The organism is Rhodocytophaga rosea (genome assembly GCF_010119975.1).
GTDB lineage: Bacteria > Bacteroidota > Bacteroidia > Cytophagales > 172606-1 > Rhodocytophaga > Rhodocytophaga rosea.
The window spans coordinates 7,062,803-7,088,205 of record NZ_CP048222.1 but is presented as its reverse complement, the minus strand read 5'-3'; the positions used below and the strand labels follow the sequence as shown (position 1 = coordinate 7,088,205).

At 43.0% G+C, this 25,403-nt stretch carries 11 protein-coding genes and 1 pseudogene; 10 read left to right on the top strand and 2 right to left on the bottom strand.

The window, feature by feature from the left end:
- Positions 1–138 precede the first annotated feature (138 nt).
- Both GXP67_RS29260 and GXP67_RS29255 read left to right on the top strand, forming a co-directional pair.
- The gene (locus GXP67_RS29260; RefSeq protein WP_162446422.1) at positions 139–2,586 is read left to right on the top strand and encodes an ABC transporter permease; all 2,448 of its coding nucleotides are present in this window, start codon (positions 139–141) and stop codon (positions 2,584–2,586) included.
- A 217-nt stretch (positions 2,587–2,803) separates the two neighbouring features.
- Positions 2,804–5,191: an ABC transporter permease gene (locus GXP67_RS29255; RefSeq protein WP_162446421.1), complete on the top strand. Its 2,388-nt coding sequence runs from the start codon at positions 2,804–2,806 to the stop codon at positions 5,189–5,191.
- A 263-nt stretch (positions 5,192–5,454) separates the two neighbouring features.
- Here GXP67_RS29255 and GXP67_RS29250 read toward each other — a convergent pair whose 3' ends face one another.
- The gene (locus GXP67_RS29250) at positions 5,455–6,867 is read right to left on the bottom strand and encodes a hypothetical protein (RefSeq protein ID WP_162446420.1); all 1,413 of its coding nucleotides are present in this window, start codon (positions 6,865–6,867) and stop codon (positions 5,455–5,457) included.
- Positions 6,868–7,127: 260 nt separating this feature from the next.
- Here GXP67_RS29250 and GXP67_RS29245 point away from each other — a divergent pair, with 260 nt between their 5' ends.
- From GXP67_RS29245 to GXP67_RS29220, 6 genes are all read left to right on the top strand, one after another.
- Positions 7,128–8,462, top strand: a complete 1,335-nt coding sequence (locus GXP67_RS29245; RefSeq protein ID WP_162446419.1) for a hypothetical protein — start codon at positions 7,128–7,130, stop codon at positions 8,460–8,462.
- Positions 8,463–8,667: 205 nt separating this feature from the next.
- Positions 8,668–11,055 carry an ABC transporter permease gene (locus GXP67_RS29240; protein ID WP_162446418.1) on the top strand — a complete coding sequence of 796 codons (2,388 nt, stop codon included), beginning with the start codon at positions 8,668–8,670 and terminating at the stop codon, positions 11,053–11,055.
- A gap of 136 nt (positions 11,056–11,191) precedes the next feature.
- The gene (locus GXP67_RS29235) at positions 11,192–13,594 is read left to right on the top strand and encodes an ABC transporter permease (RefSeq protein ID WP_162446417.1); all 2,403 of its coding nucleotides are present in this window, start codon (positions 11,192–11,194) and stop codon (positions 13,592–13,594) included.
- 114 nt (positions 13,595–13,708) lie between these two features.
- On the top strand, positions 13,709–16,096 hold the full coding sequence (locus tag GXP67_RS29230; protein WP_162446416.1) for an ABC transporter permease: 2,388 nt from the start codon (positions 13,709–13,711) through the stop codon (positions 16,094–16,096).
- 150 nt (positions 16,097–16,246) lie between these two features.
- Complete coding sequence (locus GXP67_RS29225; RefSeq protein ID WP_162446415.1) at positions 16,247–18,676, top strand: ABC transporter permease; 2,430 nt, start codon at positions 16,247–16,249, stop codon at positions 18,674–18,676.
- Between the two features lie 384 nt (positions 18,677–19,060).
- Complete coding sequence (locus GXP67_RS29220) at positions 19,061–21,469, top strand: ABC transporter permease (RefSeq protein ID WP_162446414.1); 2,409 nt, start codon at positions 19,061–19,063, stop codon at positions 21,467–21,469.
- Here the strand turns inward: GXP67_RS29220 and GXP67_RS38390 are convergent.
- A pseudogene (locus GXP67_RS38390) lies at positions 21,448–21,495 on the bottom strand (hypothetical protein); the annotation flags it as partial. The gene GXP67_RS29220 and the pseudogene GXP67_RS38390 sit on opposite strands and share 22 nt — an antisense overlap.
- Before the next feature lie 316 nt (positions 21,496–21,811).
- On the opposite strand from GXP67_RS38390, the gene GXP67_RS29210 reads away from it, so the two are divergent.
- Both GXP67_RS29210 and GXP67_RS29205 read left to right on the top strand, forming a co-directional pair.
- Positions 21,812–22,735 (top strand): DUF4097 family beta strand repeat-containing protein, encoded by a 924-nt coding sequence (locus GXP67_RS29210; RefSeq protein WP_162446413.1) that lies wholly within the window; start codon positions 21,812–21,814, stop codon positions 22,733–22,735.
- Between the two features lie 213 nt (positions 22,736–22,948).
- The gene (locus tag GXP67_RS29205; RefSeq protein ID WP_162446412.1) at positions 22,949–25,369 is read left to right on the top strand and encodes an ABC transporter permease; all 2,421 of its coding nucleotides are present in this window, start codon (positions 22,949–22,951) and stop codon (positions 25,367–25,369) included.
- Positions 25,370–25,403: the final 34 nt, after the last annotated feature.

Genomic DNA, 25,403 nt, shown 5'->3' with positions numbered 1-25,403 from the left:
GGATTTGTCAGGTGCAAGGATTTTCAGGATGAGATTGTGAAATTATTTAATCCTGTAACTCTTATAATTCTAATACTTGTGGTTCCAGACAGAATCCTGTTAATCTTTAAATCCATGTAATCCCGGTTCCAGAAAATTATGCTTCAACATTATTTTACTATTGCTTTCCGGAATTTTGTAAAGAACAAGGTTTACTCTTCCATCAATGTGATCGGTTTTTCCATCGGCCTGGCTTGTGCCTTTCTGATCGCTTTGTTTGTATATAAAGAACTTTCCTACGACCGTTTTCATAGCCAGTCAGCGCATATTTACCGGCTTACCGAAGTGATCAATACCGAAGGAGTAGGCGAAGCTTCAGCCAGTGTATCCATTCCGGTAGGTCCAACACTCAAGCAAAATTATCCGGATCTGGTGAAAGCGGCAGCGCGTTTATTTAATTTCAATGCACCTTCCCTGAATCTGGCCTATATACCAGACCCCGGTAAGCGATTTAATGAAACCCGCCTGTTTTTTACTGACCCCGATTTTTTTACGGTTTTCGATTTCACGCTCAAAGATGGAAACCGCCGTACGGCATTACTCGAACCTAACTCTATTGTATTGAGCCAGGAAATGGCAAAAAAATATTTCGGTGATGAAAATCCGATGGGAAAAACCCTGCGCTTTGAAGACAAGCATGACCTGAAAGTGACTGGCGTAATAAATCCGGTTCCGGCACAATCTCATTTTCAGTTCGATTTTCTGGTATCATTCATTACCCTCAGACAAATCCTCCACGAAACCCAGTATAACAGCTGGTACTGGAATCCGGCCTGGACCTATGTGCTACTGCCAGAACAGGAAAATGCCAGATCAACACTGGAAAAACAGCTTCCGGGCTTTGTAAAAACGTATTTTCCGGATATCATCAAAAATGACACGAAACTAGGTTTACAGCCATTAACAGATATTTACCTGCACTCCAGTTTCTATAATGAAATTGAGCCTACCAGCAAAATTTCCTATGTCTATATATTTTCGGTGATCGGCCTGTTTATCCTGTTTATTGCCAGCATCAACTTTATGAACCTGACCACTGCCCGATCGGCCAACCGGGCCAAAGAAGTAGGCGTACGCAAAGTATTGGGTTCTCAAAAGAATCAGCTGGTTACTCAGTTTTTAAGTGAATCCGTCTTACTCGCCATCATAGCCTGGATCATTGCCATTGGACTTGTATTCTTAGCCATTCCTGTCATCAGTAGTTTCTCCGGCCGAGATCTTCACCTGAACGCACAGGAAATTACCATATTGTTGCCAGCCGGACTATTGATTGCTCTAATAGTAGGATTACTCTCTGGAATGTACCCGGCCTTTTACTTATCGGCATTCAGGCCATTGCTCGTGTTAAAAGGATTTTCCATAACAAAAAGCGCCAGGGGCGGTTTGCTGAGAAAAACGCTGGTGGTGCTGCAATTTTCGCTGTCTATTTTACTAATTATTGGCACCATGGTGGCTTATTTCCAGCTGGGACATTTGCAGCAGGCCAATCTGGGTTTTGATAAAGAACAGGTACTGATTATTCCCATCAACCGCTCGGCTATTTCCACCATTCACCGTTTCAATGACTTTAAAAAGCGGCTCCTGCAAAACTCCCGCATTGTAAGTATAACAGCTATGGAAGAAGTGCTGGGAAGAGGTCATAATACCGGCCATTACCAACCCGAAGGCAAAACGGAAGAACTGCTTTTTTCAAGGCTGGTCGTACGCGAAGATTTTACCGAAACCTTTAATATTCCCATCATTGCCGGACGAGGATTTTCTGAGGAACATAAACCTGATCCGCTAATACGGGAAGTGATCGTAAACGAGGCTATGCTAAGATACCTGTACTGGCCATCGGCACAGGATGCTGTTGGAAAAAAAATGGGTGAATTCAGAGCTGATTCCCTGCAAGGGGCTGTCAGAATTGTAGGCGTAGCCAAAGATTTTCATGCCACCTCCCTGCACCAGGATATTACGCCTTTGGTACTGGTTGGCCCACCGGTCACCGACCCGGCAAATCAGTTCTTCATTAAATTTATGGCGGTTCGGGTAGCTCCGGGAGATGCAGCACCGGTGATTGATTTTATTGAGAAAGAATGGAACAATGCCATAAACGACAGGGCATTTGAATATACCTTCCTCGATGAAAACCTCAACAGGCTATATCAGGCAGAAGCAAAATTCGGTGGTATTACGCTGGCATTTACGGTACTTGCCATATGTATTGCCAGCCTGGGATTATTTGGTCTGGCCACCTTCACGGCTGAGCAACGCACGAAAGAGATAGGCATCCGCAAAGTGTTAGGGGCTTCTGTAAGCAGTATTACAGTACTGCTATCGAAAGATTTTCTCAAACTGGTATTGCTTTCTTTTATAATCGCCTCGCCCATTGCCTGGTATATGATGTACCAGTGGCTCGAAAGCTTTGCTTACCGTATTGAGATTGCCTGGTGGATGTTTGCTTTGTCTGGTGTACTTGCCCTTCTGATTGCACTGGGCACAGTGAGTTTCCGGTCTATTAAAGCGGCTTTGAGCAATCCGGTGAAGAGCTTGCGGAATGAGTAATGTCTGTCTGGAACCAGGCTTACACAGATTTAAAGATTAACAGGATTTAAAAGTGTGAAGAAATTTCTATTACTATTAAATTAAGTGTAGAATGAAGTTTTCATTTGCATGTAAATCAGTGATTTACAATATATTACTAACAATCAGCAAGAAACAATTATCAGCGGATTAGTGTAAATCCAGGTTCCAGACTATCCTAGTTAAACCAACAAACGCCATGCTTAGAAATTATATCACAGTTGCTATCAGGTCTGTCCTGAAAGACAAATTTTATAGCTTTATCAATGTACTGGGACTTACCATTGGCATCACCTGTAGTTTGCTGCTGCTCTTGTATGTAACCGATGAGTTGAGCTATGACAAGTATCATACAAAAGCGAATAAAATTTACCGGGTTGTTTCGCAGATTCAGGAGCCGGATAAATCATTCGGATGGGCCGTTACACAACCTTCTCTGGGGCCTGCGCTGAAACAGGATTATCCGGTGGTAGAAAATGTAGTCCGGTTTTTCCCATATGGACGGGTTGCTTTTCAGCAGGGCGAGAAGCAATTTTTTGAAGAAAATATCTACGCTGCCGATTCTACGGTTTTTGATGTATTTACCTACAATTTTATAGAAGGCACACCAGCTACTGCCTTAGATGCACCTAACAGCATGGTGCTTACCCAGAGTACAGCTAAAAAGTTTTTCGGAAATACCAGTGCACTGGGGCAAACCCTGCAAACCAATGATACTACTGTTTATAAAGTTACTGGTGTGATTGAAGATGTACCCAAAAACTCACATTTTACTTTTAATGCCTTGCTTTCTTTAGGCCGGAGCGAAAGAACGAATATTAATTGGGGAGGATTTTATGTATCGACCTATGTAGAACTACCGGAAAACTATAATTCCAAAGACCTGGAAGCCAAATTCCCCCAAATTTACGACAAGTATGTAAAGGAGATTTTTGGACGGATGGGTATAAAAATCAATTATGAATTGCAGCCCATTGAACGGGTTCATTTATATTCTAAACTCGAAGGCGAAACCAATGGCGACATCGGCTATATATATACCTTTAGTGCCATTGCCTTTTTTATGCTGCTGATTGCCAGTATCAATTATATGAACTTAGCCACTGCCAGGTCAGCTAAACGGGCCAAAGAAGTAGGCATCCGTAAAGTACTGGGTTCGCTAAAAAGCACACTCCGGGCACAGTTTCTCACTGAATCTTTACTGATGACCTTGCTGGCACTGGCCATGAGTTTTATACTGGTTCTGGCCTTGCTCCCTTTCTTCAATACGGTGGCAGATAAGGAAATCCAGTTTTCTTACTTACTGCAACCACAATTCCTGTTATTAGCGCTGGGAATTGTCATTTTTACCGGCATTATCAGCGGGAGTTATCCGGCTTTTTATTTGTCTTCGTTCGAGCCGGCGGCAGTGCTGAAAGGTGCTTTAACTACCAAAGGAGGCAATGTATTGTTCCGCAAAATACTGGTGGTGATGCAATTTTCTATTTCCCTGATTATGCTCATCTGTACCTGGGTAGTATTCGAACAACTGAATTATATGCGGGAAAAAGACCTGGGATACGATAAGCAGCAGGTGCTTACCATTGCTTTTGGGCAAGGCCAATCGCGTAGTAGTTATACTGCTTTCCGGAATACCCTACTGGCTAATCCTAAAATCAAGAATGTAGCGACGGCTTCCTCCCCTACTAGCAACATAGGCGGACGGGTGATTTTTGCGGTAGAAACCAATGCAGGTGTAAAAGAATTAGCATTTAGACCCATGGGAATTGATCATGACTATATTAAAGCCCTGGGTATGAAAATTATACAAGGCCGGGATTTTTCAGCAGATGTTCCGGCAGATACAACCTATGGCGTTTTAATTAATGAAGCTACAGTGAAACGAATGAACTGGAAGGAGCCTTTGGGTAAAAAAATGCATATTGGTGGTATTCCGCAGGATGGGCAGCCAGCCCCTCCGATGGCGAGTGTGGTTGGGGTGGTGAAGGATTTTCATCAGCAATCTTTATATAGCCCGATTGAGCCATTGATTATGCTCTACCGGCCAAATAATGGGGTGGTACACATTAAAGTAGAAGCACAGGATATTCCTCAAACGCTTGGTTTCATTGAAAACACCTGGAAACAAATGTATCCCAAAGAATTATTTGAATACAATTTCCTCGATCAGGATTTTGAATCAGCCTATCATGCTGATGAGCTACGGGGCAGGATTTTTACGGCCTTCTCTACCCTCACCATTTTAATTGCCTGCTTAGGCTTGTTTGGACTGGCTACCTTTACCACTGAGCAAAGAGTAAAAGAGATCGGGGTACGTAAAGTATTGGGGGCTTCTGTATGGGGGATTGTGCTATTGCTTTCCAAAGACTTTACCAAGCTGGTATTATTATCTTTTCCGATTGCTATTCCGGTAGCGTATTTTTCGATGCGAAGCTGGCTGGAGAACTTCCCCTATCAAACAACCATGGGAGCCGGAATTTTTATCTCCGCTTGCCTGCTTACCTTGTTTATTTGCTGGCTTACCGTGATGTACCAATCTATTAAAGCGGCACTAGCCAATCCGGCTATTAGCTTGAGGAGTGAGTAATAATTCGTTGTTGGTTTCTCGTTGTTAGTTGTTGGTGTAATTGCAGCAAAAACACATACACCGATTTATATTCTGGAACCAGGATTTGTCGGATTAAATTGATTCAATGGATTAGTTTCTTTTTAATCTTATAAATCCTAGAATCTGTATAATCCTGGTTCCAGACAAACTTCTCAGCACAAAATAAAGAGAGTATTGGGATTGTTAACGTACAGTTAACTTACCGACAACCATCAACGAAAAACCAACAACGATTTTATAAGCTATTCTGCCCTTTTCGCTTCCAGTACCTGCTTTCCATTATTATAAATGACTAAGCCTGATACTTTGTTGGTAGCGTCTTTCACAAACTCCAGCTGCACATCAAATTCTTTTATAAAGAATTTATTGTCTGCTTCCGGGTATAGCAACACGGTTGAAATGCCATCTCCGGAAGCTTTCAATGCGTTATTTTCTTTGGCAATCACCATATTCATTCCATTGGCCTGTATGTATTTTCCAGCATAGGCATTGAGTATCTGATCGGAGAGTTTTACCATCCGGGAATCAAATGTAGGATCTGGCTGTATTTCTAGTCCTTCCAGATCTTCGATGCGGGCAATAATTCCCCAGCCGTAAAAGTCATTGGCAACCCCAATCAGCAGTTCATTATTCCCTTTGTTAAGCGGCAACAGGAAAGAGGTGTTTTCTATTGATATTCTGCCATCCGGTTCTTTCATGATCGGAGCGCCATACAAATTTTTGTCCGTATACACCAGTTGATTATTTCGGTACACCCATACTTCATCACTAAAACCCAGGTCTATCCTTTTTTTCTGAGCGGTGGCCGAATTAATTTTTGCTTTGAGCCATACAAACCTTCTGGTTTCGCTTTTGCCGAATTTTCTGGTAAGGTTGATCAATCCCCGGCGTTCGGCGCTTATCACTTCCCAGCTGCCTTCTGGTTTTGGAAAAAAATCAGCACTAAAATCCACATTTTTTGGCGTAGTAACCGGTTGGCTTACTGCCCAGCTGCGGATATACCGGGGATCATGATGAGTCGGATCAATGCCTGCGATAGAAGAAAGCCCTTCAGTTTCACCAGGTTTAAGTACCAGGTTTGAAATCATTACATCACCGTCAAAAGCAATCGAACCAGTGGTGGTATTTCCTTCTAGCCTGGGTATTTCGAGTGTGGGTTGCTCCTGGCTATTTACATACGCACGCATCTGGGCACCGGAAAGCACCAGTTTTACATGGTTCCACTTCTCCAGCGAAAAAGCAGCATTGGTCTGGTAATGATCCAGCATATCCCACAAATTCACCCCGGCAATGTGCGGCGCATATTGTACCGCATCTACAGCACCAGGATTACCAGCTCGGTCAGAACGGAAGTAAAAACTTTCATTTTCATTGGCATCTTTCCAGCGGAAATACGTGGAGGCAAATCCAGGAGTAAGAAATTTGATATCATATTCAATCGTTCCATCAGAAAAATCAAGGTTTTTGGCAACCACCTGTCCGGACCCAGGCATAATTTTCATGGCTGGTTTTCCTTCTTCCTGCAAAAATTCCACTTTCTGGTTTGCAAATGTCCATTTATCGGCTGATAAGGGTACGCGGATGGTTTTGTTTTTCTGGGCAAGGACACAGAAGCAAGTCAGGAAGAATGCAACAAATAATACGGTCTTTTTCATAATGTTTTAAAGTAGAGTGTGGTGTTTATTAAAAATGAATGTTCTCAATTGCCGGGTTTCTTTTTATACCTCTGAAAAATGCACTTCATCCGCGTGGGATGGCCGGCTTATATCAATGCTATCCATCGTACAAGCCGACTATACTAATAGATGCCCGCAAAGGCTGCTTTCTGTTGCCAAATGTGAATCTATTTTGTTAAATTGATCAGGCAAAAGGAGAGCAAAACAGGTCAAAACAAGGTCAAAGTATATTGTAAGCCATGAACAACTTAGCCGATAAAGATTTAGTGTATATCTGCCTGGAAGAGGTAAGTAAAAAGATGGGCTATGCAGACTATCACGCTTTATCCCAGCGGGAATATGAATATTTATGCGACCAGATAGAAGAAAAAACCGGTATCCTGATTAGTCTTTCTACCATCAAGCGGATTTTTGGCGGCAAGTTCGAACGTTTACCTCAAACAGCCACACTGGATGCGCTCACCCTGTTTATAGGTTATAAAGGCTGGCAGGACTTTAAAATGAACAAGAAGCAGGAAGCTTCTCTTACGCCAGCACTTGAAGTTCTTGAACCCGTTGCCAGACAGGAAACAGCCACACCTATAAAGAAAACAAGCCGCAGGTTTTTTATTCAGGCTACTTCCCTTCTCATCCTGCTGGGAATAGGTACGTTTTTCTTTTTGACTTCCATTCGACAAAAAGAGGCGGTGAAGCAGGAAATATCAGCAAAAGATGTCGTTTTTTCAGCTAAAAAAATGGTAAGCCAGGGAGTACCAAATAGCGTGGTGTTTAGTTATAATATTGACCAGCTGGCAGGCGATAGCTTTTTTATCCAGCAATCCTGGGACCCTTCCCGTAAATTGCCCATCCGGAAATATAATTATACCCAAACTGACATTTACTACGAGCCTGGTTTTCACAAAGCAAAGCTTATCAGCAATGATAAGGTATTAAAAGAGGTCGAAGTGCTTATTCCTACCAAAGGCTGGATCGCCTATACCCGCACTGCCAAAGATCGTTTCCCTCATTATTTGAATAACGCTATGGTTCATGATGGGATATTAGGAATCACAAGCCAAAATCTTACAGAAAATGCGATCAATCTTGAGGAAGAAAGGTATTATTATTACTCGCTTTATCCGGAGGTACTGGATGTTAACAGTGATCATTTTACGCTAAAAGCACGAGTAAGAGTGCAAACAGTGAAGCCTACGCAATGCCCGGTGATGGCAGTAGGCATATATGGTGAACATTCAACATTTCACTTTCCAAGTACGATTCCAGGCTGCATCAGCGAAATCAACACAAATTTCAGCGAGAAATTTATCAGCGGAAAAACAAGTGACTTGTCAGGACTGGGAGGAGATGTACTCAACTGGCAGAATATTGAGGTGAGGGTAGTAAACAGGCAGATAACCCTGTTTATGCAAAACAAAAAAGTGTTACAAGAGCAATACAAAGAACCAGCAGGCCAGATCAGAGGGATTGGCTTTATATCGAATGGCCTGTGTGAAGTGGATCGGGTAGAACTTCAGGATTCCAGCGGCAAGATGGTGTATAACAATGAATTTAATCAAGCGGCTTCCGGCAACTAATATTTCATCACAGAAACACCTCACCACATCCTACTTTTTCGGTACCGGCTTTTGCCGACGTCCGCTACCGTACGTTAAAGTGTTCGTTTCCGGACAGTTTTTCTAATTAACAGCAAAATTTCCACATACAATCTTTTGACTATCAGCATATTATTGTAAGAGGCAGATTTATTGAAGGAGCATAAGTAACCTATTCCTTCACCTTATGCTGAAAAACTATATCACGGTCGCTATCCGCAACCTGCTCAAATACAAGGTATATTCCTTCATCAATATTTTCGGTCTGGCTGTGGGTATTGCCTGCTGCTTGTTTATCTTTCTGTTTATTCAGAATGAACTCAATTACGATAAGTTTCACGCCGATGGCAAGCGGATATATAGGCTCATCCGCAGTTCAGATGAGAATGGAGAAAGAAAGGGAACACCTGCTACCTCCGGCCCTTATGCACCCAGCCTGCAAACCGATTTTCCCAGTGATATAGAAGAAACTATGCGTGTAGACCCTGATGGGGGCGGTGTATTGATTACCATCGATAATCAGTCGTTTATGGAAAAACAATGCATGTTTGTGGACTCTAATTTTTTTCAGTTTTTTTCTTTTCCTCTGGAAATCGGCGATCCTAAAACGGTACTAAATGCCCCCAATAGCATGGTACTCAGCAGAGCCGCGGCTAAAAAATATTTTGGCAATGCAAATCCCATCGGAAAAGTGCTGACCATGGATGGCGAAGACCAGTTTAAGGTGACTGGCATTATGGGGCCGCTTCCGGGAAACTCACACTTTGCGCCAGATATGCTGGTACCTATCAGCTTGTTTAAGAATCAGGAGTGGTTCAATGAGTGGTGGAACAATAGCATGTCTACCTATGTGAGGTTATCGCCTAAGGTAACAGAAAAGCAGTTCGAAGCGAAACTACCTGCTTTTATGGATAAGTACATGGGCGAAGAATTTAAAAAGTTTGGAATGAAGGTAGCCTTAACTTTACAGCCGCTGGAGAGCATTTATTTTGATAATGAAACGCAGTATGATCATGCCTCCCATGGCGACAAGAAAGTAGTATACATATTTACAGCAATTGCTCTCTTTATCCTGATGATTGCCTGTATTAATTTCATGAATTTGTCTACGGCCCGCTCCATGGGGCGAGCCAAAGAAGTTGGCTTGCGGAAAGTAATGGGTGCCTATAAATCTCACCTGGTTTCGCAGTTTTTGAGTGAATCTATAGTGCTATCTTTTATTTCACTAATTCTTGCCCTGGGATTTGTGTGGCTGCTCAAACCTGCTTTCGATACATTTTTAGAAAAAGAACTGACCATCCCTTACGGTACTTTTTTCATTATTCTCATACTATTGGGCATCTCTGTACTGGTGGGTTTGCTGGCAGGCAGTTATCCGGCCTTTTTCTTATCTTCCTTCCAGCCGATTAAAGTACTCAAAGGCCGGTTTAAAGCCAATCCGCAAAGTGCCTGGTTACGCAAAGGCTTAGTAGTGGTGCAGTTCAGCATTTCTATTATTCTCATTATCGGCACATTTATTATTACCAGCCAAATGGAATTTACCCAGCAAAAGAAACTGGGTTATGACAAAGAACATGTAGTGCTGGTGCGCATTACTAATAGTGATATCCGTACCAACAAAGACCGTTTTAAAACCATACTGGAAGGGGAATCAGATATTTTGAGTATTTCAGCCATGTCTGGCGAACCTGGAGGCTTCCACGATCGGTTTATTGTAGACATACCCGGAAAAACAGAAGAAAAATGGCAGTTCCGTACCGTATTTACTGATTTTGATTATGCGAAAACCCTGGGCATGAAAATAGTAGCCGGAAGAGATTTTTCCAGGGATTTTGGCACGGATACCACCCAGGCGGCTATTATTAATGAAACAGCCGTAAAAAAACTGGGCTGGACCAATGAAGAGGCTTTAGGAAAAGATATAACCATTACATTACGTGAAAGCGGACCACGTAAAATCGTAGGTATTGTGCAGGATTTCCATATTTCTTCCCTGAAAGACAAAATTGATCCGATGGTGATTGCGGTGGCGAAAGACAACCGGGTACTGGCCTTGAAGATCAAATCTGGCAATCCGCAGCAAACCCTCCAGAAAATAGAAAAAGCCTGGCTAACTGTAGCGCCTCAATATCCTTTTGAATATACTTTCCTCGACCAGGTCTACGATAATCTCTACAAATCGGAACAGAAACAGATGGCCGTATTCACGGTATTTGCTTTCATCGCCATTTGTATTGCGTGTTTAGGCTTATTCGGCCTGGCGGCTTTTACCGCCGAACAGCGCACCAAAGAAATCAGTGTACGCAAAGTATTAGGGGCTGATGTGTCGAGTATCGTACTGCTGCTTTCCAAGGATTTTGTAAAACTGGTGGTAATTGCGTTGGTCATTGCCTCGCCGGTAGCCTGGTATGCGATGAATAAATGGCTGGAAGATTTTGAATACAGCATAGGCATAAAACCAGATACCTTTATTATCGCCGGTATCTGTGCCATTACCATTGCCTTAGTTACAGTGAGTTACCATGCGATAAAAACAGCTTATACCAATCCGGTAAAAACCCTTAGGAATGAGTAAATAGTCTGGAACCTGGATTTCACGGATTTTGGGATTAATGGGATTTTAACACTGACACCGTATGATCCTGTAAATCTCAAAATCTTAAAATCGTGGTTCCAGACAAATATTCCACTAAACCTGGTACCAGACGATTATGCTCAGAAACTATCTCACTATTGCCTTCAGGAATTTACTCCGGCACAAAACTTTTTCGCTCATTAATGTACTGGGTTTAACTATTGGAATGGCGGCCTGTTTGCTCATTATGCAATATGTATGCTTTGAACTGAGCTATGATTCATTCCATCAAAACAAAGACCGGATATACCGCATTCCGGTAGAATTCTTTCTGGCAAATGGCCAGCGGGATTATATTGACGCTGACTCCCCTCCGATATTGGGTCCAACCCTACAACAAGATTTTCCGGAAATCGCTGATTATGTACGCCTGCACTGGATGTATGGTGCTGTTATTTCTTACCAAAATGTAACGTACCGGGAGGAAAGAATCTATTACGCTGAGCATTCTTTTTTAAACCTGTTTTCTTATCCTCTGCGTGAAGGAAATCCCCGTACTGCACTCACTGAACCTAACACAGTTGTATTGACAGAGGCTACAGCCAGGAAATATTTTGGCAGCGAAAATCCGGTAGGAAAACACATTCAACTCGACGGGAAGCGAAACTTACAGGTAACAGGTATATTACATGACATTCCGAAAAATTCCCACCTGCAATTTGACCTTCTGGTTTCATTGGCAACAATGGCACAAATAGAAAAAGAGAATCTCAAAAGCTGGGGTTGGTATAACTTCTTTACCTACATCCTGCTCAAACCGCAGGTGAATGCAAAAGCGTTTGAGGCAAAACTCCCGGCTTTTATGGAAAAATACCAGGGCAAAGATATGCGCGAAAAAAATTACCGCAGTGCGCTTATTATGCAACCTCTGCAAGATATTCACTTAAACGATACGATTTCTTATGAAGTAGAAAAAATTGGTAACCGGCAAGCCATTTATTTCCTGGCTATTATCGCTTTATTTATCGTAGTGATTGCCTGGGTGAATTATATAAATCTATCTACAGCCAAAGCTACTGAACGGGCCAGAGAAGTGGGCATCCGCAAAGTAATTGGTTCTACCCGCAAACAACTCATTGGGCAATTTTTGCTGGAATCGGTACTGATGAACCTGATAGCCAGTGTTTCTGCTGTTTTCCTTGCCTATCTGGCATCACCTTTCTTTCATACACTACTGGGAAAAGATATTCCATTTTCGTTCTGGCAAAACATACCATTTGTGTTAACTATGGCAGGGATGCTGGTAACTGGTATGTTCGTATCCGCTTTTTACCCGGCATTTGTTTTATCCTCCTTTAAACCAATCCGGGTGCTGAAAGGGAATATTATAACAGGAAACCAGGGAATATGGCTGCGGAAAAGCCTGGTGGTATTTCAATTTGCGGCATCCGTAACCTTAATTATTGGGACACTGGTGGTATACCAGCAGCTTCAGTTTATGCGCCAGCAGGATTTAGGACTGAATGTAGATCAGACGCTTGTGCTACGGGCGCCACAAATCCGTGATTCCACATTCAGGACCGGCAAGTTTACCTTTAAAACAGAACTGTTACGAAATCCCAGCATTCGCAGTGCTACCTTTTCCAATTATGTACCAGGTGAAGAAATTACAGATACCGGGAATGTAAGACGCAAAGGAGAGAAGGATAAAGAAGGGAATTATTCCTTCTTCTGGGTTGATTACGATTATATTCCAGCCTACGATATGGAAATAGTGGCCGGACGTAATTTTTCCTCAGCATTTGCTACAGATAAACAAGCCGTCATTCTCAACAAAACTGCCGTTCAGACTATTGGATTCAGTACTGCCCAGGAAGCCATTAATCAAATCATTATTGTGCGGAATGAAGAAAAAACCATAGTTGGGGTTGTAAAAGATTATCACCAGCGCTCGCTCCGGAACCGGCACGAACCCATTGTATTTATCGGAGATCTGAGCCGCTCTTTATACTTCTCCCTGAAGGTGAGCCCAACGAATCTATCACAAACTATTGATGCTATACAGGAAACTTTTGAAACACGTTTTCCTGGGAATCCATTTGAATACTTTTTCCTGGATGAATATTTTAACCGCCAGTACCAGACAGACCAGCAGTTCGGACAGACATTTGCCTTTTTTGCAAGCCTGGCTATTTTCATTGCCTGCCTGGGTTTGTTCGGCCTGGCTTCGTTTACTACTACTCAGCGTACCAAAGAAATTGGTGTGAGAAAAGTATTAGGCGCTTCGGTTCCAGATATTCTGCTGCTATTATCCAAAGACTTTTTAAGGCTTATATTAATAGCTTGTGTAATCGCTATTCCGGTGGCCTGGGTAGTTATGCACCAATGGCTGGAAAGTTATGCCTTCCGGATCAATTTGCAATGGTGGCTATTTGCACTGCCAGGTATTTTGATTATTGGGATTGCCATTGTTACAGTTAGTTTTCAGTCTATGAGAGCGGCACTGGCCGATCCGGTAAAGAGTTTACGAAATGAATAAGTCTGGAACCGCTGATTACACAGATAAAAATGAGGAATAGGATGAAATATACCGAAAGAGAAACCCTGAAGATCCGACAAATCCAGGTTCCAGATATAAATAAACCTAAATAATATGATTAAAAATTATATCACCGTTGCCCTGCGCAACCTGATGAACCAAAAGTTCTACTCCATCATTAAAATTCTGGGACTGGCAGTTGGGCTGGCTTCCAGTATCCTGATTGCGCTGTTCGTTTATGAGGATTTCTCTTATGATGGGTTTAATACCAAGAAAGACCGGATTGTACGAGTGCTTACCATTGATAATGCCCAAGGCGTAAAGAGTAAACTGGTGGGCGTTACCTATCCTGGTTTTGCGCCTGCCATTGAACAAGATGTGCCCGAAGTAGTTAATTCAGTGCGGATTTTTAACCAGGGCAGAGTGCCTTTACGAGTGGGTGATAATCTGCTCAGTTCCGAAGGTGCGTACCGGACAGAAAGCTCATTTTTTGAAATTTTCGATTATAAACTGGTCAACGGCAATTCCAGAGGGGTGTTGGATGAACCCAATTCCGTAGTACTCACGCAGGCACTGGCGACTAAACTTTTCGGCAAAGAAAATCCGGTGGGCAAGGCTATTCAAATGGGCACTACTTCACTGAATGTAAAAGCCGTAATGGCTGATCCGCCCAAAAATTCTCACCTGCAGTTTGATATGCTGCGTTCTATCACGCCTACTCCATCCGATTCGAGTTATGCCCAGTTTCTCAATTCATTTGGTGGCATCAGCGGACATGTCTATTTGTTGCTTGATCAGCCCAGGGATCTGAAAACCATTATCCCTAAACTGAAACAAGTAGCCGATAAAAACCAGGGCTACGAACTATTTGAACCTAGTTTACAATACTTATCGGATATACACCTGAAATCCGGCGAAATACTATTTGAACAGAATCACAATAAAACGGATGGCTCTAATCTGTATGTACTTTCCTTTGTGGCCATGCTCATTGTGTTGCTGGCAGCCGTTAACTTCATGAATCTGGTAACAGCTCATGCCGCGAGCCGGGCCAAAGAAGTAGGCTTACGCAAAGTGGTAGGCGCTGTAAAGGAACAACTGATCTGGCAGCATTTGCTGGAATCTATTGTAGTTACGGCCATTTCATTTGGAATTGCCTTTGTACTGGCCATTGTATTGCTTCCGGTGCTTAACAATGTATACCAGCGTTATGCTACTTACCAGCCGCTCCTTTCTCCAATTGCCATTGCCGGTTCGCTGATTGGTGTATTGGTTTTGGGATTGATAGCCGGCAGTTATCCGGCTTTTGTATTATCCAGTTTTAAACCGGTAACCGTGCTCAAAGGGGCTTTTAAAAACAGCAGTGGGGGTATCCGGCTCCGGCAAACGCTGGTGGTACTGCAATTTACCATCTCTATTGCCTTGATGGTGGGAATGGGCATTGTGTTCCTGCAAATGAATTATATTCAGAATAAAGATCTGGGATTCAGCCGCGAACAGATACTTACCATTCCGTTTAAAGGCCCACAAGCCCAGCAAAAGGCAAAAACCTTTCAAACTGAATTAAAGCGTAATCCCAGTATTATCAGTACAGGCACTTCCAGTAATAAACTGGGTCAGCAATTAGGCCGCACCAATATCGCTCCTGAAGGAAAACCCTCCGAGACCAATTACATTACCAGCATTATGGTGGTAGACGAGTCGTTCATTCCTACCATGGACATAAAATTGCTAAAAGGCCGCAATTTTTCTACCCAGTTTCCGGCTGATTCGGCTTCTTCTATGATCATTAACGAAGAAATGGCACGTCTGCTCGACTGGCCGGAACCCATTGGAAAAACCATCCGCCTGGAAACCGGCCAGAATCAGTTTACCGCCTATCAGGTGGTGGGTCTGGTAAAGGATTTTCATTTTGCCACCATCCGGCACAAAGTAGAGCCTGTATTTATGCTCTATAACAAAGATAATAGCCAGCTGGCTATAAAGATCAGTACTGCCAATGTACCTGGAACACTTGATTTTATCGGGCAAACCTGGAAGCGGATCAATGCAGAAACGCCCTATGAGTATAACTTCCTGGATGCCGACTTTGCTAATCTGTACCGCAGCGAACAAACCTTTGCCACCATGTTCAGCCACTTTACAGTGCTGGCTTTATTTATTGCAGTATTGGGATTATTAGGTCTTTCTGCTTTTACGGCTCAGCAGCGCCGCAAGGAGATCAGTATCCGGAAAGTATTAGGCGCCGATGTTTCCCAGATTATCTTCTTACTCTCCAAAGATTTTCTACAATTGGTTCTGGTTGCAGTAATAATCGCCATACCTATTGCCTGGTATTTTATGCGCAAATGGCTGGAAGATTTTGCTTACCGGACGGATATGAATCCCTGGGTATTTGTAGCAGCGGCTGTAACCGCCATTATGGTGGCTTTAGGTACGGTAAGCTATCTATCTTATAAAGCAGCTCAGACAAATCCAATAAAAAGTTTACGCAATGAGTAACCATTTTCAGGGACCAGAGTTACCGGATGTGCCTAACTGTCTGGAACATGGATTTTCAGGATTGACAGGATGAGGTAGTGTAAATTCATCTGATCCGATAAATTCCAAAATCTGTGTAATCCAGGTTCCAGACATACTAAACCCAGACCTATGATCAAAAATTATATAACGGTTGCCCTACGCAACCTCTCCCGCCACAAAGTATTTTCCTTTATTAACATTCTGGGTTTAGCTTTAGGATTAGCCTGCTGTATCACCATCTTTCTGTTTGTGCAGGATGAATTCCGCTATGATACTTTTCACAGCAAAGGTGATCGCATTTACCGGCTGAACAATAACCGCATCCGGGAAAATGGCGCAGATTTTACCGCCATGACGCCACCGGCATTAGGTCCTGCCCTGGTGAAAGATTACCCGGAAGTGCAAAAAACCGCCCGTTTTTTTGATATGCGTTCGCCGCTGGTGGTATATGAAGACAAAAAATTCTTTGAACCGGATTTTCTGCTTGCTGACTCTTCTGCCCTGGAAATTTTCACTTTGCCCCTGGTAAAAGGAAATCCGCAAACAGCCTTGAAAGAAAAGTTTTCCCTGATTATCACAGAAAGCACTGCTAAAAAATACTTCGGAACAGAAGATCCATTGGGCAAGGTAGTAACGGTATCTGGCGAACTGAAATTTACGGTTACCGGTGTCATGAAAGACTTACCCATGCACACGCATCTTAAAATTAACTGCCTGGGAAATTTTAATCTGTTACGGGATTTTGTAGGACAGGAACGGCTTTCTAACTGGGTATGGCATCAGTTTTTTACCTATATCCTGGTGCAGGAAAAGTATGATATTGCCAGCCTGGAAGCCAAACTACCACAATTTATTACCACCTATACCGCTGACGAAACTGCCAGAAGTGGTACCAGATACAATTTTAAGATACAGCCCCTGAAAGACGTTCACCTGCAATCATCACACCTTGAATTTGACATTGCCCAGCGGGGAGATATTCAGTATGTATATGCCTTTTCTGCCATTGCTTTATTTGCCTTGCTGATCGCCTGTTTTAATTTTATGAATCTGTCTACGGCACGTTCGACAAAGCGGGCGAAAGAAGTAGGACTACGGAAAGTGGTAGGTGCCAACCGCAAACAACTCATCTCACAGTTCATTGGAGAATCCATCCTGCTGGTGAGCATAGCGATGGGTATGGCTTTTATACTGGTGTATGTTACCCTGCCCATCTTCAACGACTTCTCAAGTAAAAATCTGCAATTGCTGCCAATGTTCAATATCTTATCCATTCTTGGTATACTGGTACTCATTCTGGTAGTAGGTTTACTGGCAGGGCTTTATCCTGCTTTTTTCCTGTCAGCTTTTCAGCCGGTGAGGGTGCTGAAAGGAGAACTTCGCAGCCGCCTGGGTGGCTATACTTTACGGCAAACGCTGGTTGTCCTTCAGTTTGCCATTTCTACCGTGCTGATCATCGGAACAGCCATTGTTTTCAGGCAGCTCAATTATATACAACACACCAATCTGGGATTTTCTAAAGAGCAGCTTGTTTCGTTGCCCATCCGAAACGGGGATATGCGGCGCAATTTCGAAGGCATTAAAACCGAATTATTACAGAATCCCAATATCACAGCAGCAACTTCCTGCTATGGTTTGCCAGGCAGCCTCTTTGCCGGAGATGCTATTACTATTCCCGGCAGCGGTTCAGATATCACAACCATCAACATGTTTCTGGTAGATTACGATTACATTCCTACACTAGGCATGGAACTGGCCGCCGGGCGGAATTTCTCCAAAGACTTTGGCAGGGATGTCGAAGGCGCATATATTCTCAATGAAACTGCCGTGAGAGAATTTGGCTGGGGTACACCGGAAAAAGCCCTGGGCAAAGAAATTCACTGGAAAAAATGGAACCAGGATAATGCAACCATTTCCGACAGCCTGAAACGGGGAAAAGTAATTGGGGTAGTAAAAGACTTTCATTATAAGTCGCTTCATCAGAAGATTGAACCCCTGGTTTTACACATCTATCCGAGTGCATTTGAAGATATCGTAGTAAAGATCCGTCCGGAGAATATGAAGGCTACGCTAGCGTTTCTGGAAAATAAATGGACCAAACTGGATGCTAACTGGCCTTTTGAATATACCTTCCTCGACGAACAGTTTGCCCGGAAGTATGAATCGGAGCAGATATTCAGTAAGGTATTTATCACGTTCACACTGCTTTCTATCTTCATCGCCTGCCTGGGTTTATTTGGCCTGGCTTCCTTTACCGCCGGACAACGTTCCAAAGAAATAGGCATCCGCAAAGTATTGGGCGCTTCGGTGCCAGGCATTGTATTCCTATTATCGAAAGATTTTCTCAAACTGGTATTACTCTCTTTAGTGATTGCTGTTCCCCTGGCGTGGTATGCCATGAGTAGCTGGCTCGAGGATTTTGCCTATCGAATCGACATGGACTGGTGGGTGTTTGCTATGGCCGGACTTGTAGCCGTATTGATTGCCTTGTTTACCATAAGTTTCCAATCCATTAAGGCAGCGCTGAGCAATCCGGTCAAAAGTCTGAGAAATGAATAAGTCTGGAACCAGGATTACACAGATTTATCTGATAAACAGGTTATTTGTCTGGAACCTGGATTTAGTGGATTATGGGATGAGCAGGATGTTTTAGTGCGAATCTCTGAATCTATTTAATCCTGGAATTGATAAGTTATTCAAACATAAAAATTACATTACTTGTTTACCAATCACAGCTTTTGCAGGAGTCACCTGATACGACCTTTGGGTCAGCACCGGCCATGAGTGGGTTGTATAGAGGGACGGATGCGAAAGCGTGGCCCTCCGGCCCAGGAGGAGAAAAGCTTATTCGCATTATGATTGAGCTAATCCAAATTCTTACTTTTATTTTAGTAGTTATCTGACTTTCTATATTTTACAAACTCACTTCTACTCCTTCATCCTATGTTCAAAAATTATATGACCATTGCCTTGCGGAATATGCTCCGGCATAAGGGATTTACCTTTATTAATATTTTTGGTCTGGCAATCGGTATGGCTGCCTTTCTGGTGATTATGCTGTTTGTTGGCTATGAATTGAGTTTTGACAGCATTCACAAGAAAAATATTTACCGACTGGATGAAGTACAACAATTTGAGGGAATGGTAGCACCTCAGAATGTGGCCTTGTCTATGTACCCGATGATCTCTGCCTTGCAGAATGATTATCCGGAAGTAGTGAATGCGACTCATATTAATGCCAATGAAAAAGTGCCTTTGGTATATGGAGAACAAAAGGTATATATTCCCAAAATCTTTTGGGCAGATTCTTCTTTTCTGCAAATGTTCGATTTTGAACTCCTTTCCGGTGAACGGATGATTGCTTTGAAAGAGCCTAACAGTATCGTTCTGACAGAAGAAAGCGCCGGAAAGTTATTTGGAAAAGAAAACCCATTGGGAAAAACTCTGATTTCTTATGGCCGGGATACGCTTAACTTCAAGGTAACAGGTATTCTGAAAAACATCGGTAAAAACTCTCATTTGCAATTCGATGGCTTACGCTCGTTCAGTACCATCCATAATGAGGATATGATGAAAAACTGGGGTGGAAACTGGCTGGTTTCCTACCTGCAGCTGGCCGAAAACACCAATGTAGCTGCCCTGGAAAAAAAATTTCCTGACTTTTTAGCCAAGTACATGTCAGAAGACAACCGCAAAAGTTATAAGTTGTTTTTACAACCGCTGAAAGAAGTACATGCCGGCTCTGTAGACATTACCCATGATTACCATAATTTTCAAAAATTTGACGGAAAATACACGTATATCTTTTCAATATTAGCCCTGCTGGTGCTTACCATTGCCAGTATTAATTTTGTTAACCTGTCTACCGCTCAATCGGCCGGACGGGCCAAAGAAGTAGGCATCCGGAAATCAGTAGGAGCCTACCGCTTTCAGATTGCCAGGCAGTTTATCGGTGAATCGGTATTACTTACCCTGGTAGCACTCCTTCTGGCTATAATAATCGTAGAAATTTCCCTGCCTTTTGTGCGGAATTTAAGCGAACGGGAACTCTACCTGCCTTTGTTCAGCCAGCCACTTACTATACTTGCCCTGCTAGGTGTAGCCATTATAGTAGGTGTATTATCTGGCATTTATCCGGCGGTATTTTTATCAACTTTTGAACCATCCAAAGTCCTGAAAGGAAGTATTCAGGGAGTGGCTGGGAAAGCTACCCTGCGTAATTTCCTGGTGGTGGGTCAGTTTGCCGCTGCTATTATTCTGATCATTGGGACGGTACTGGCTACCCAGCAGCTCCGTTATATGCAAAACCGGCAAACAGGCTTCAACCGGCAACAAGTAATTACCATTCCCATGAGCCGCATCGCCAACCAGAAATATGAAACTCTCAAAGAGGAATTACTGCGGAATCCGGCCGTCACAGGCGTTACAGGCTCTAACCAACGGCTGGGTAACAACCTGCATCAAACCGGGGTGAAATTTCAGGGAAATGGTCCCTTGCGGGAATTGGCTACCTCACAGGTAGTGGTAGACTTTGATTATCTCAGCTTTTACAATATTCAGCTGGCAGAAGGCCGGAATTTTTCAAGAGACTATGCGGCGGATAATGGCAAATCCTATATCATTAATGAAACCATGGCCAGGGAACTCCTGAAAGATACGCCGGATGCCTCCTTTGCTTCATTGGTTGGGAAACCCTTTGCCTTTGGCTGGGAAGATTCCCTGGGTACTATTATTGGCGTTGCCAAAGATTTCAACTTTAATTCGCTGCACCACAAGATTGAAACCCTTACAATGAATGTGCGCAAAGATTGGGGCTATAGTGAAATGTCAGTACGGATAGAGGCCAGCCGTTCGCAGGAAGCGATTCAACATATCTCCGGTGTCTGGAACCGGATGGTGCCTGATTTATTCTTTGAATATACATTTCTGGATGAGCACTTTGGCAAATTATATCAATCCGATAAACAAGTAAGCCTGGTAATGAGTATTCTGGCCGGGCTGGCTATTCTGATTGCCTGCCTGGGTTTATTTGGTCTGGCGGCGTTTACGGCACAAAAAAGGACCAGAGAAATCGGCATACGGAAAGTGCTGGGCGCTTCAACCTTCCACATTACTACGCTGCTGTCTAAAGATTTTCTCAAGCTGGTTTTTATTGCCTTTATTATTGCCAGTCCGGTGGCCTGGTGGGCCATGAGCAGCTGGCTGGAAGATTTTGCATACCGGATCGATATGAACCTGTGGGTATTTGTAATCGCAGGAGTTGTTGCCCTGCTGATTGCGTTAGGTACCGTCAGTTTTCAGTCTATTAAAGCGGCGCTGGCTAATCCAATAAAGAGCTTACGGAATGAGTAATGATTCTGAATTAGGATTCGTAGGATGAAAGGATGAATAATATTCGGCAGGAACCGGGATCACACGGATTATGGGATTTATAGGATTATTTTCTGTACAAATTTTTTTGACATGCATTCATGGAACAACTGATAAATCCTGTTCATCCTAAAACTCCGACAGATACTGGTTTCATAACTTGTCCGGAAGCGTACGCAAAGTGTCCGTTTCCGGACATTTTTATTGCAGAAAATTGCACAAGAAAACAAATATATTCATCTAATAGTCAGCACATTATCATTCAAGGCAGGTTTGTTGTAACAGATGGCATACGCATATAACCATCACAATCATCCTATTTGTATGAAAACCATATATATTCTTTTTGCTTTACTATTCAGCTTTTCTCTGTACACATTTGCGCAGCAGCAGAATGATACGCCCTATGAGGTAAAACAATTCACTTTACCTTCCGGCTCAGAAGTAACCGTAGAAACGGTGGGTGGAAATATTGAAGTAAAAGGTGGCCAGACTGGGCAGGCAAAAGTTGAAATGTATGTAAGGAATCCTCAGTGGAAACGCAAACTTTCAAATGAAGACATCAAAGAAAGACTGGCAAACTATCTGGTGGATATTTCTCAGAGTGGCAACAAATTAGCTATTAAAGTTACTCCCAAATCAAAAAATATGGATTGGGAAGATGAAGGGCTTAGCATTTCTTTTAAACTATTTGTACCCACTCAAGTACAAACCAAATTACAAGCTACTGGTGGCAACATCTCATTAGCTGATGTAACTGGCCGGCAATCTGTAAAAACGACCGGCGGAAACATATCACTGGATGAGATCAAGGGTGATGCCGATGTAGATTGTACCGGAGGAAATATTGGTGTAAAGCAGTACAATGGTAAAATAGCCGTATCCTGCAGTGGCGGCAATATCAATATAGGCGATGCCAGTGGTGAGTTTCAGGTACAAACAGCCGGCGGAAACCTTCATTTTGACAATGTATCCGGTAGTGTAAAAGGCCAGACAGCCGGGGGTAACATCAGCGCAAACATTAAAGAATTAGGCAAATATCTCACGCTTACCACCAGTGGCGGAAATATCCATGCGGATTTCCCCACCAATAAAGGCCTCGATTATGACATCAAAGCCGACCGGATAAACGCCCGTGTTGAAAATTTCAAAGGCTCCCATGAAACCGACCGGATTCAGGGTTCAACCAATGGAGGTGGCATTCCAGTAAAAATATCTACTTCTGGCGGAAATATCAGAATGAACTAAACATTGTCTGCAACCAGGATTATTTGTCTGGAACCTGGATTTTTCGGATTCAGAGATTTGCAGGATGAAAAATGACATATAAGCATACTTGCAAAAATTAACCCGCTGGATCATTACCATCTAATAAATTAAGGTTCCAGATGAATAATCTTTTTAATCCCTTAATCTGCGTAATCCCGGTTCCAGACCATCATATACACTACTATTCGTTTTATGTTAGAAAATTATTTAAAAATCACCTTCCGGAATATCTTCAAAAACAAGGTATATTCCCTGATTAACATTTCCGGACTGGCCATTGGAATTACCTGTTGCCTGCTGACTATTCTCTACATTCAGGATGAACGCAGTTATGACAAACATCATCCGGAAGCATATTCTATTTACCGGGTGGCTACTGTACTGAAAATGGGGGGAGATCCATCCAGAATGGCTACTTCGCCTGGTCCGCTGGCTTTTACGCTCAAACAGGAATATCCAGAAATCGAGCAGGTTACCCGGCTGGTAGGCTCTCCCGACCAGCAAAAACAAGTAGTGGTCTATAATAACAATACCTATTTTGAAACCGATGGGTATCTGGCTGATTCTACTTTTTTCAGCATTTTCGCCTATACTTTTTTACAAGGCAAAGCTAATAGCGCTTTACAGGAACCCAATACTGTAGTACTTTCTGAGACGATGGCCCAACAGATGTTTGGCAGCGAGAATCCTCTTCATAAAATTATCACCATCAATGAACAAGATTATAAAGTAACCGGAGTATTTGCCCAGCCAGAAACGAAATCACACATTAATGCACGGTATTTTACTTCAATTTATAGTTCAGGCCTGGGTGAATACATTAACGCTACCAGAGATTTTGTAGGCGGCAATTTTATCTATACCTATCTCAAACTTCGTCCGGATGCATCGAGCAAAGCCCTGGAGGCCAAGTTTCCGGCTTTTCTGGAAAAATATGCCGGAGAAAAAATGAAGGCCGCCGGTGTTTCAAAATCTCACTTCTTACAATCTGTCCCCGACCTGCATCTGTATTCTTCTCTGGAACATGAATCCGGCGCCAATGGCGGCATTGTCTATATTTATATTTTGTCGTCTATTGCGGCCTTTGTCTTGCTCATTGCCTGCATCAATTTTATGAATTTATCAACGGCCAGGTCTGGCAAACGGGCCAAAGAAGTAGGAATGCGTAAAATACTGGGTGCCTACCGTTCTACGTTGATCAAACAGTTTCTGGGTGAATCGCTCATATTGTCGTGTTTTGCTATTGTAATTGCCTGTGGTTTAACGCTGCTTTGTTTGCCGGTCTTTAATCAACTTACCAGTAAAGAGCTTTCTATAGCCAGCGATCTGCACTTTTCAACCATCGCCGCTATTATCGGTATTACTTTATTTACAGGATTATTGGCAGGTAGTTATCCGGCGTTTTATTTATCAGGTTTTCAGCCCATAAAAGTATTAAAAGGCTTAATGGTTAATCATTTTGCCGCTAACTTCCTACGGAAAGGACTGGTGGTGTTCCAGTTTGTCGTATCTGTTTGCCTGATTGTAGGAACAATTACCATGCTGAGCCAGCTGGAGTTTATTCAGAATAAAAACCTGGGATTCAGCAAAGAGCAGCGCATCATTATTCCCTTACGCACCAAACAAGCCCGTGAAGTGTACGGGCGTTTCCGGAATGAGATTTCCTCAGATGCTGGAGTGGTTTCAGTGGCGGCAACCAGCAGTTATCCCGGAAAGTTTTATGCGTATGATAATAATTTTATTCCGGAAGGAAAACGTGAAGATGAAGCTACCAATTGTAAAATAAATGTGGTGGAACCAGGCCTGGTAGAGACGATGGGCTATCAGGTGATTGCTGGCCGTTCTTTTAGTAAAGCCCGCTATGCTGCCGATAAATATAAGAGTGTGATGATTAATGAAGCAGCCGCCAGGCAAATGGGATGGCAACCCTCCGAAGCTATAGGCAAGCATTTAAAAAGCGGCTGGGACGGCAAAGACTGGAACATGGAAGTTACAGGGGTAATTAAAGACTTTAACTATGAATCTTTGTACGAACCCATACGTCCCATGGCTTTTATGCTGGAAGAACCTGGTTGGTTTGGATATGCAGTAGTAAATGCTAAAACAGAGAACTGGCAAAATCTGCTGGCTAGTGTAGAACAGTCCTGGAAAAAACACAATCAGTCTCTGCCCTTCGAATACGCTTTCCTCCAGGATCAGCTCAACCAGCAATATGAAGCCGACAACCGTTTTTTTACAACCATTACTTACCTGACAGCCATTGCTATCTTTATTTCCTGCCTGGGTTTATATGGCCTGGCTACCTTCACAGCTGAACAGCGTACCAAGGAGATCGGGGTCCGCAAAGTTTTAGGCGCATCTGTCGGTAATATCACACTACTGCTCTCCAAAGACTTTCTGAAACTGGTAATTCTGGGTATTCTCATTGCCAGTCCTTTGGCCTGGGTTGGGGTGAACACCTGGCTGCAGGATTTTGAATACCGCGTTGATGTAAATATTACCCTGTTTATGATGGCCGGGCTGGCTGCGATTCTGGTGGCATTATTCACCATAAGCTTTCAGTCCATTAAAGCGGCGCTGGCCAATCCGATAAAAAGTTTGCGGAATGAATAAGCTGTCTGGAACCAGGATCACACAGATTAAGGGA

What these genes read in the sequence shown, in the direction of transcription:
- GXP67_RS29210 (WP_162446413.1), top strand. Translation starts at nt 21,812, where the DNA reads ATGAAAACCATATATATTCTTTTTGCTTTACTATTCAGCTTTTCTCTG.
- GXP67_RS29205 (WP_162446412.1), top strand. Translation starts at nt 22,949, where the DNA reads ATGTTAGAAAATTATTTAAAAATCACCTTCCGGAATATCTTCAAAAAC.
- GXP67_RS29245 (WP_162446419.1), top strand. Translation starts at nt 7,128, where the DNA reads ATGAACAACTTAGCCGATAAAGATTTAGTGTATATCTGCCTGGAAGAG.
- GXP67_RS29225 (WP_162446415.1), top strand. Translation starts at nt 16,247, where the DNA reads ATGATCAAAAATTATATAACGGTTGCCCTACGCAACCTCTCCCGCCAC.
- GXP67_RS29260 (WP_162446422.1), top strand. Translation starts at nt 139, where the DNA reads ATGCTTCAACATTATTTTACTATTGCTTTCCGGAATTTTGTAAAGAAC.
- GXP67_RS29230 (WP_162446416.1), top strand. Translation starts at nt 13,709, where the DNA reads ATGATTAAAAATTATATCACCGTTGCCCTGCGCAACCTGATGAACCAA.
- GXP67_RS29235 (WP_162446417.1), top strand. Translation starts at nt 11,192, where the DNA reads ATGCTCAGAAACTATCTCACTATTGCCTTCAGGAATTTACTCCGGCAC.
- GXP67_RS29250 (WP_162446420.1), bottom strand. Translation starts at nt 6,867, where the DNA reads ATGAAAAAGACCGTATTATTTGTTGCATTCTTCCTGACTTGCTTCTGT.
- GXP67_RS29220 (WP_162446414.1), top strand. Translation starts at nt 19,061, where the DNA reads ATGTTCAAAAATTATATGACCATTGCCTTGCGGAATATGCTCCGGCAT.
- GXP67_RS29255 (WP_162446421.1), top strand. Translation starts at nt 2,804, where the DNA reads ATGCTTAGAAATTATATCACAGTTGCTATCAGGTCTGTCCTGAAAGAC.
- GXP67_RS29240 (WP_162446418.1), top strand. Translation starts at nt 8,668, where the DNA reads ATGCTGAAAAACTATATCACGGTCGCTATCCGCAACCTGCTCAAATAC.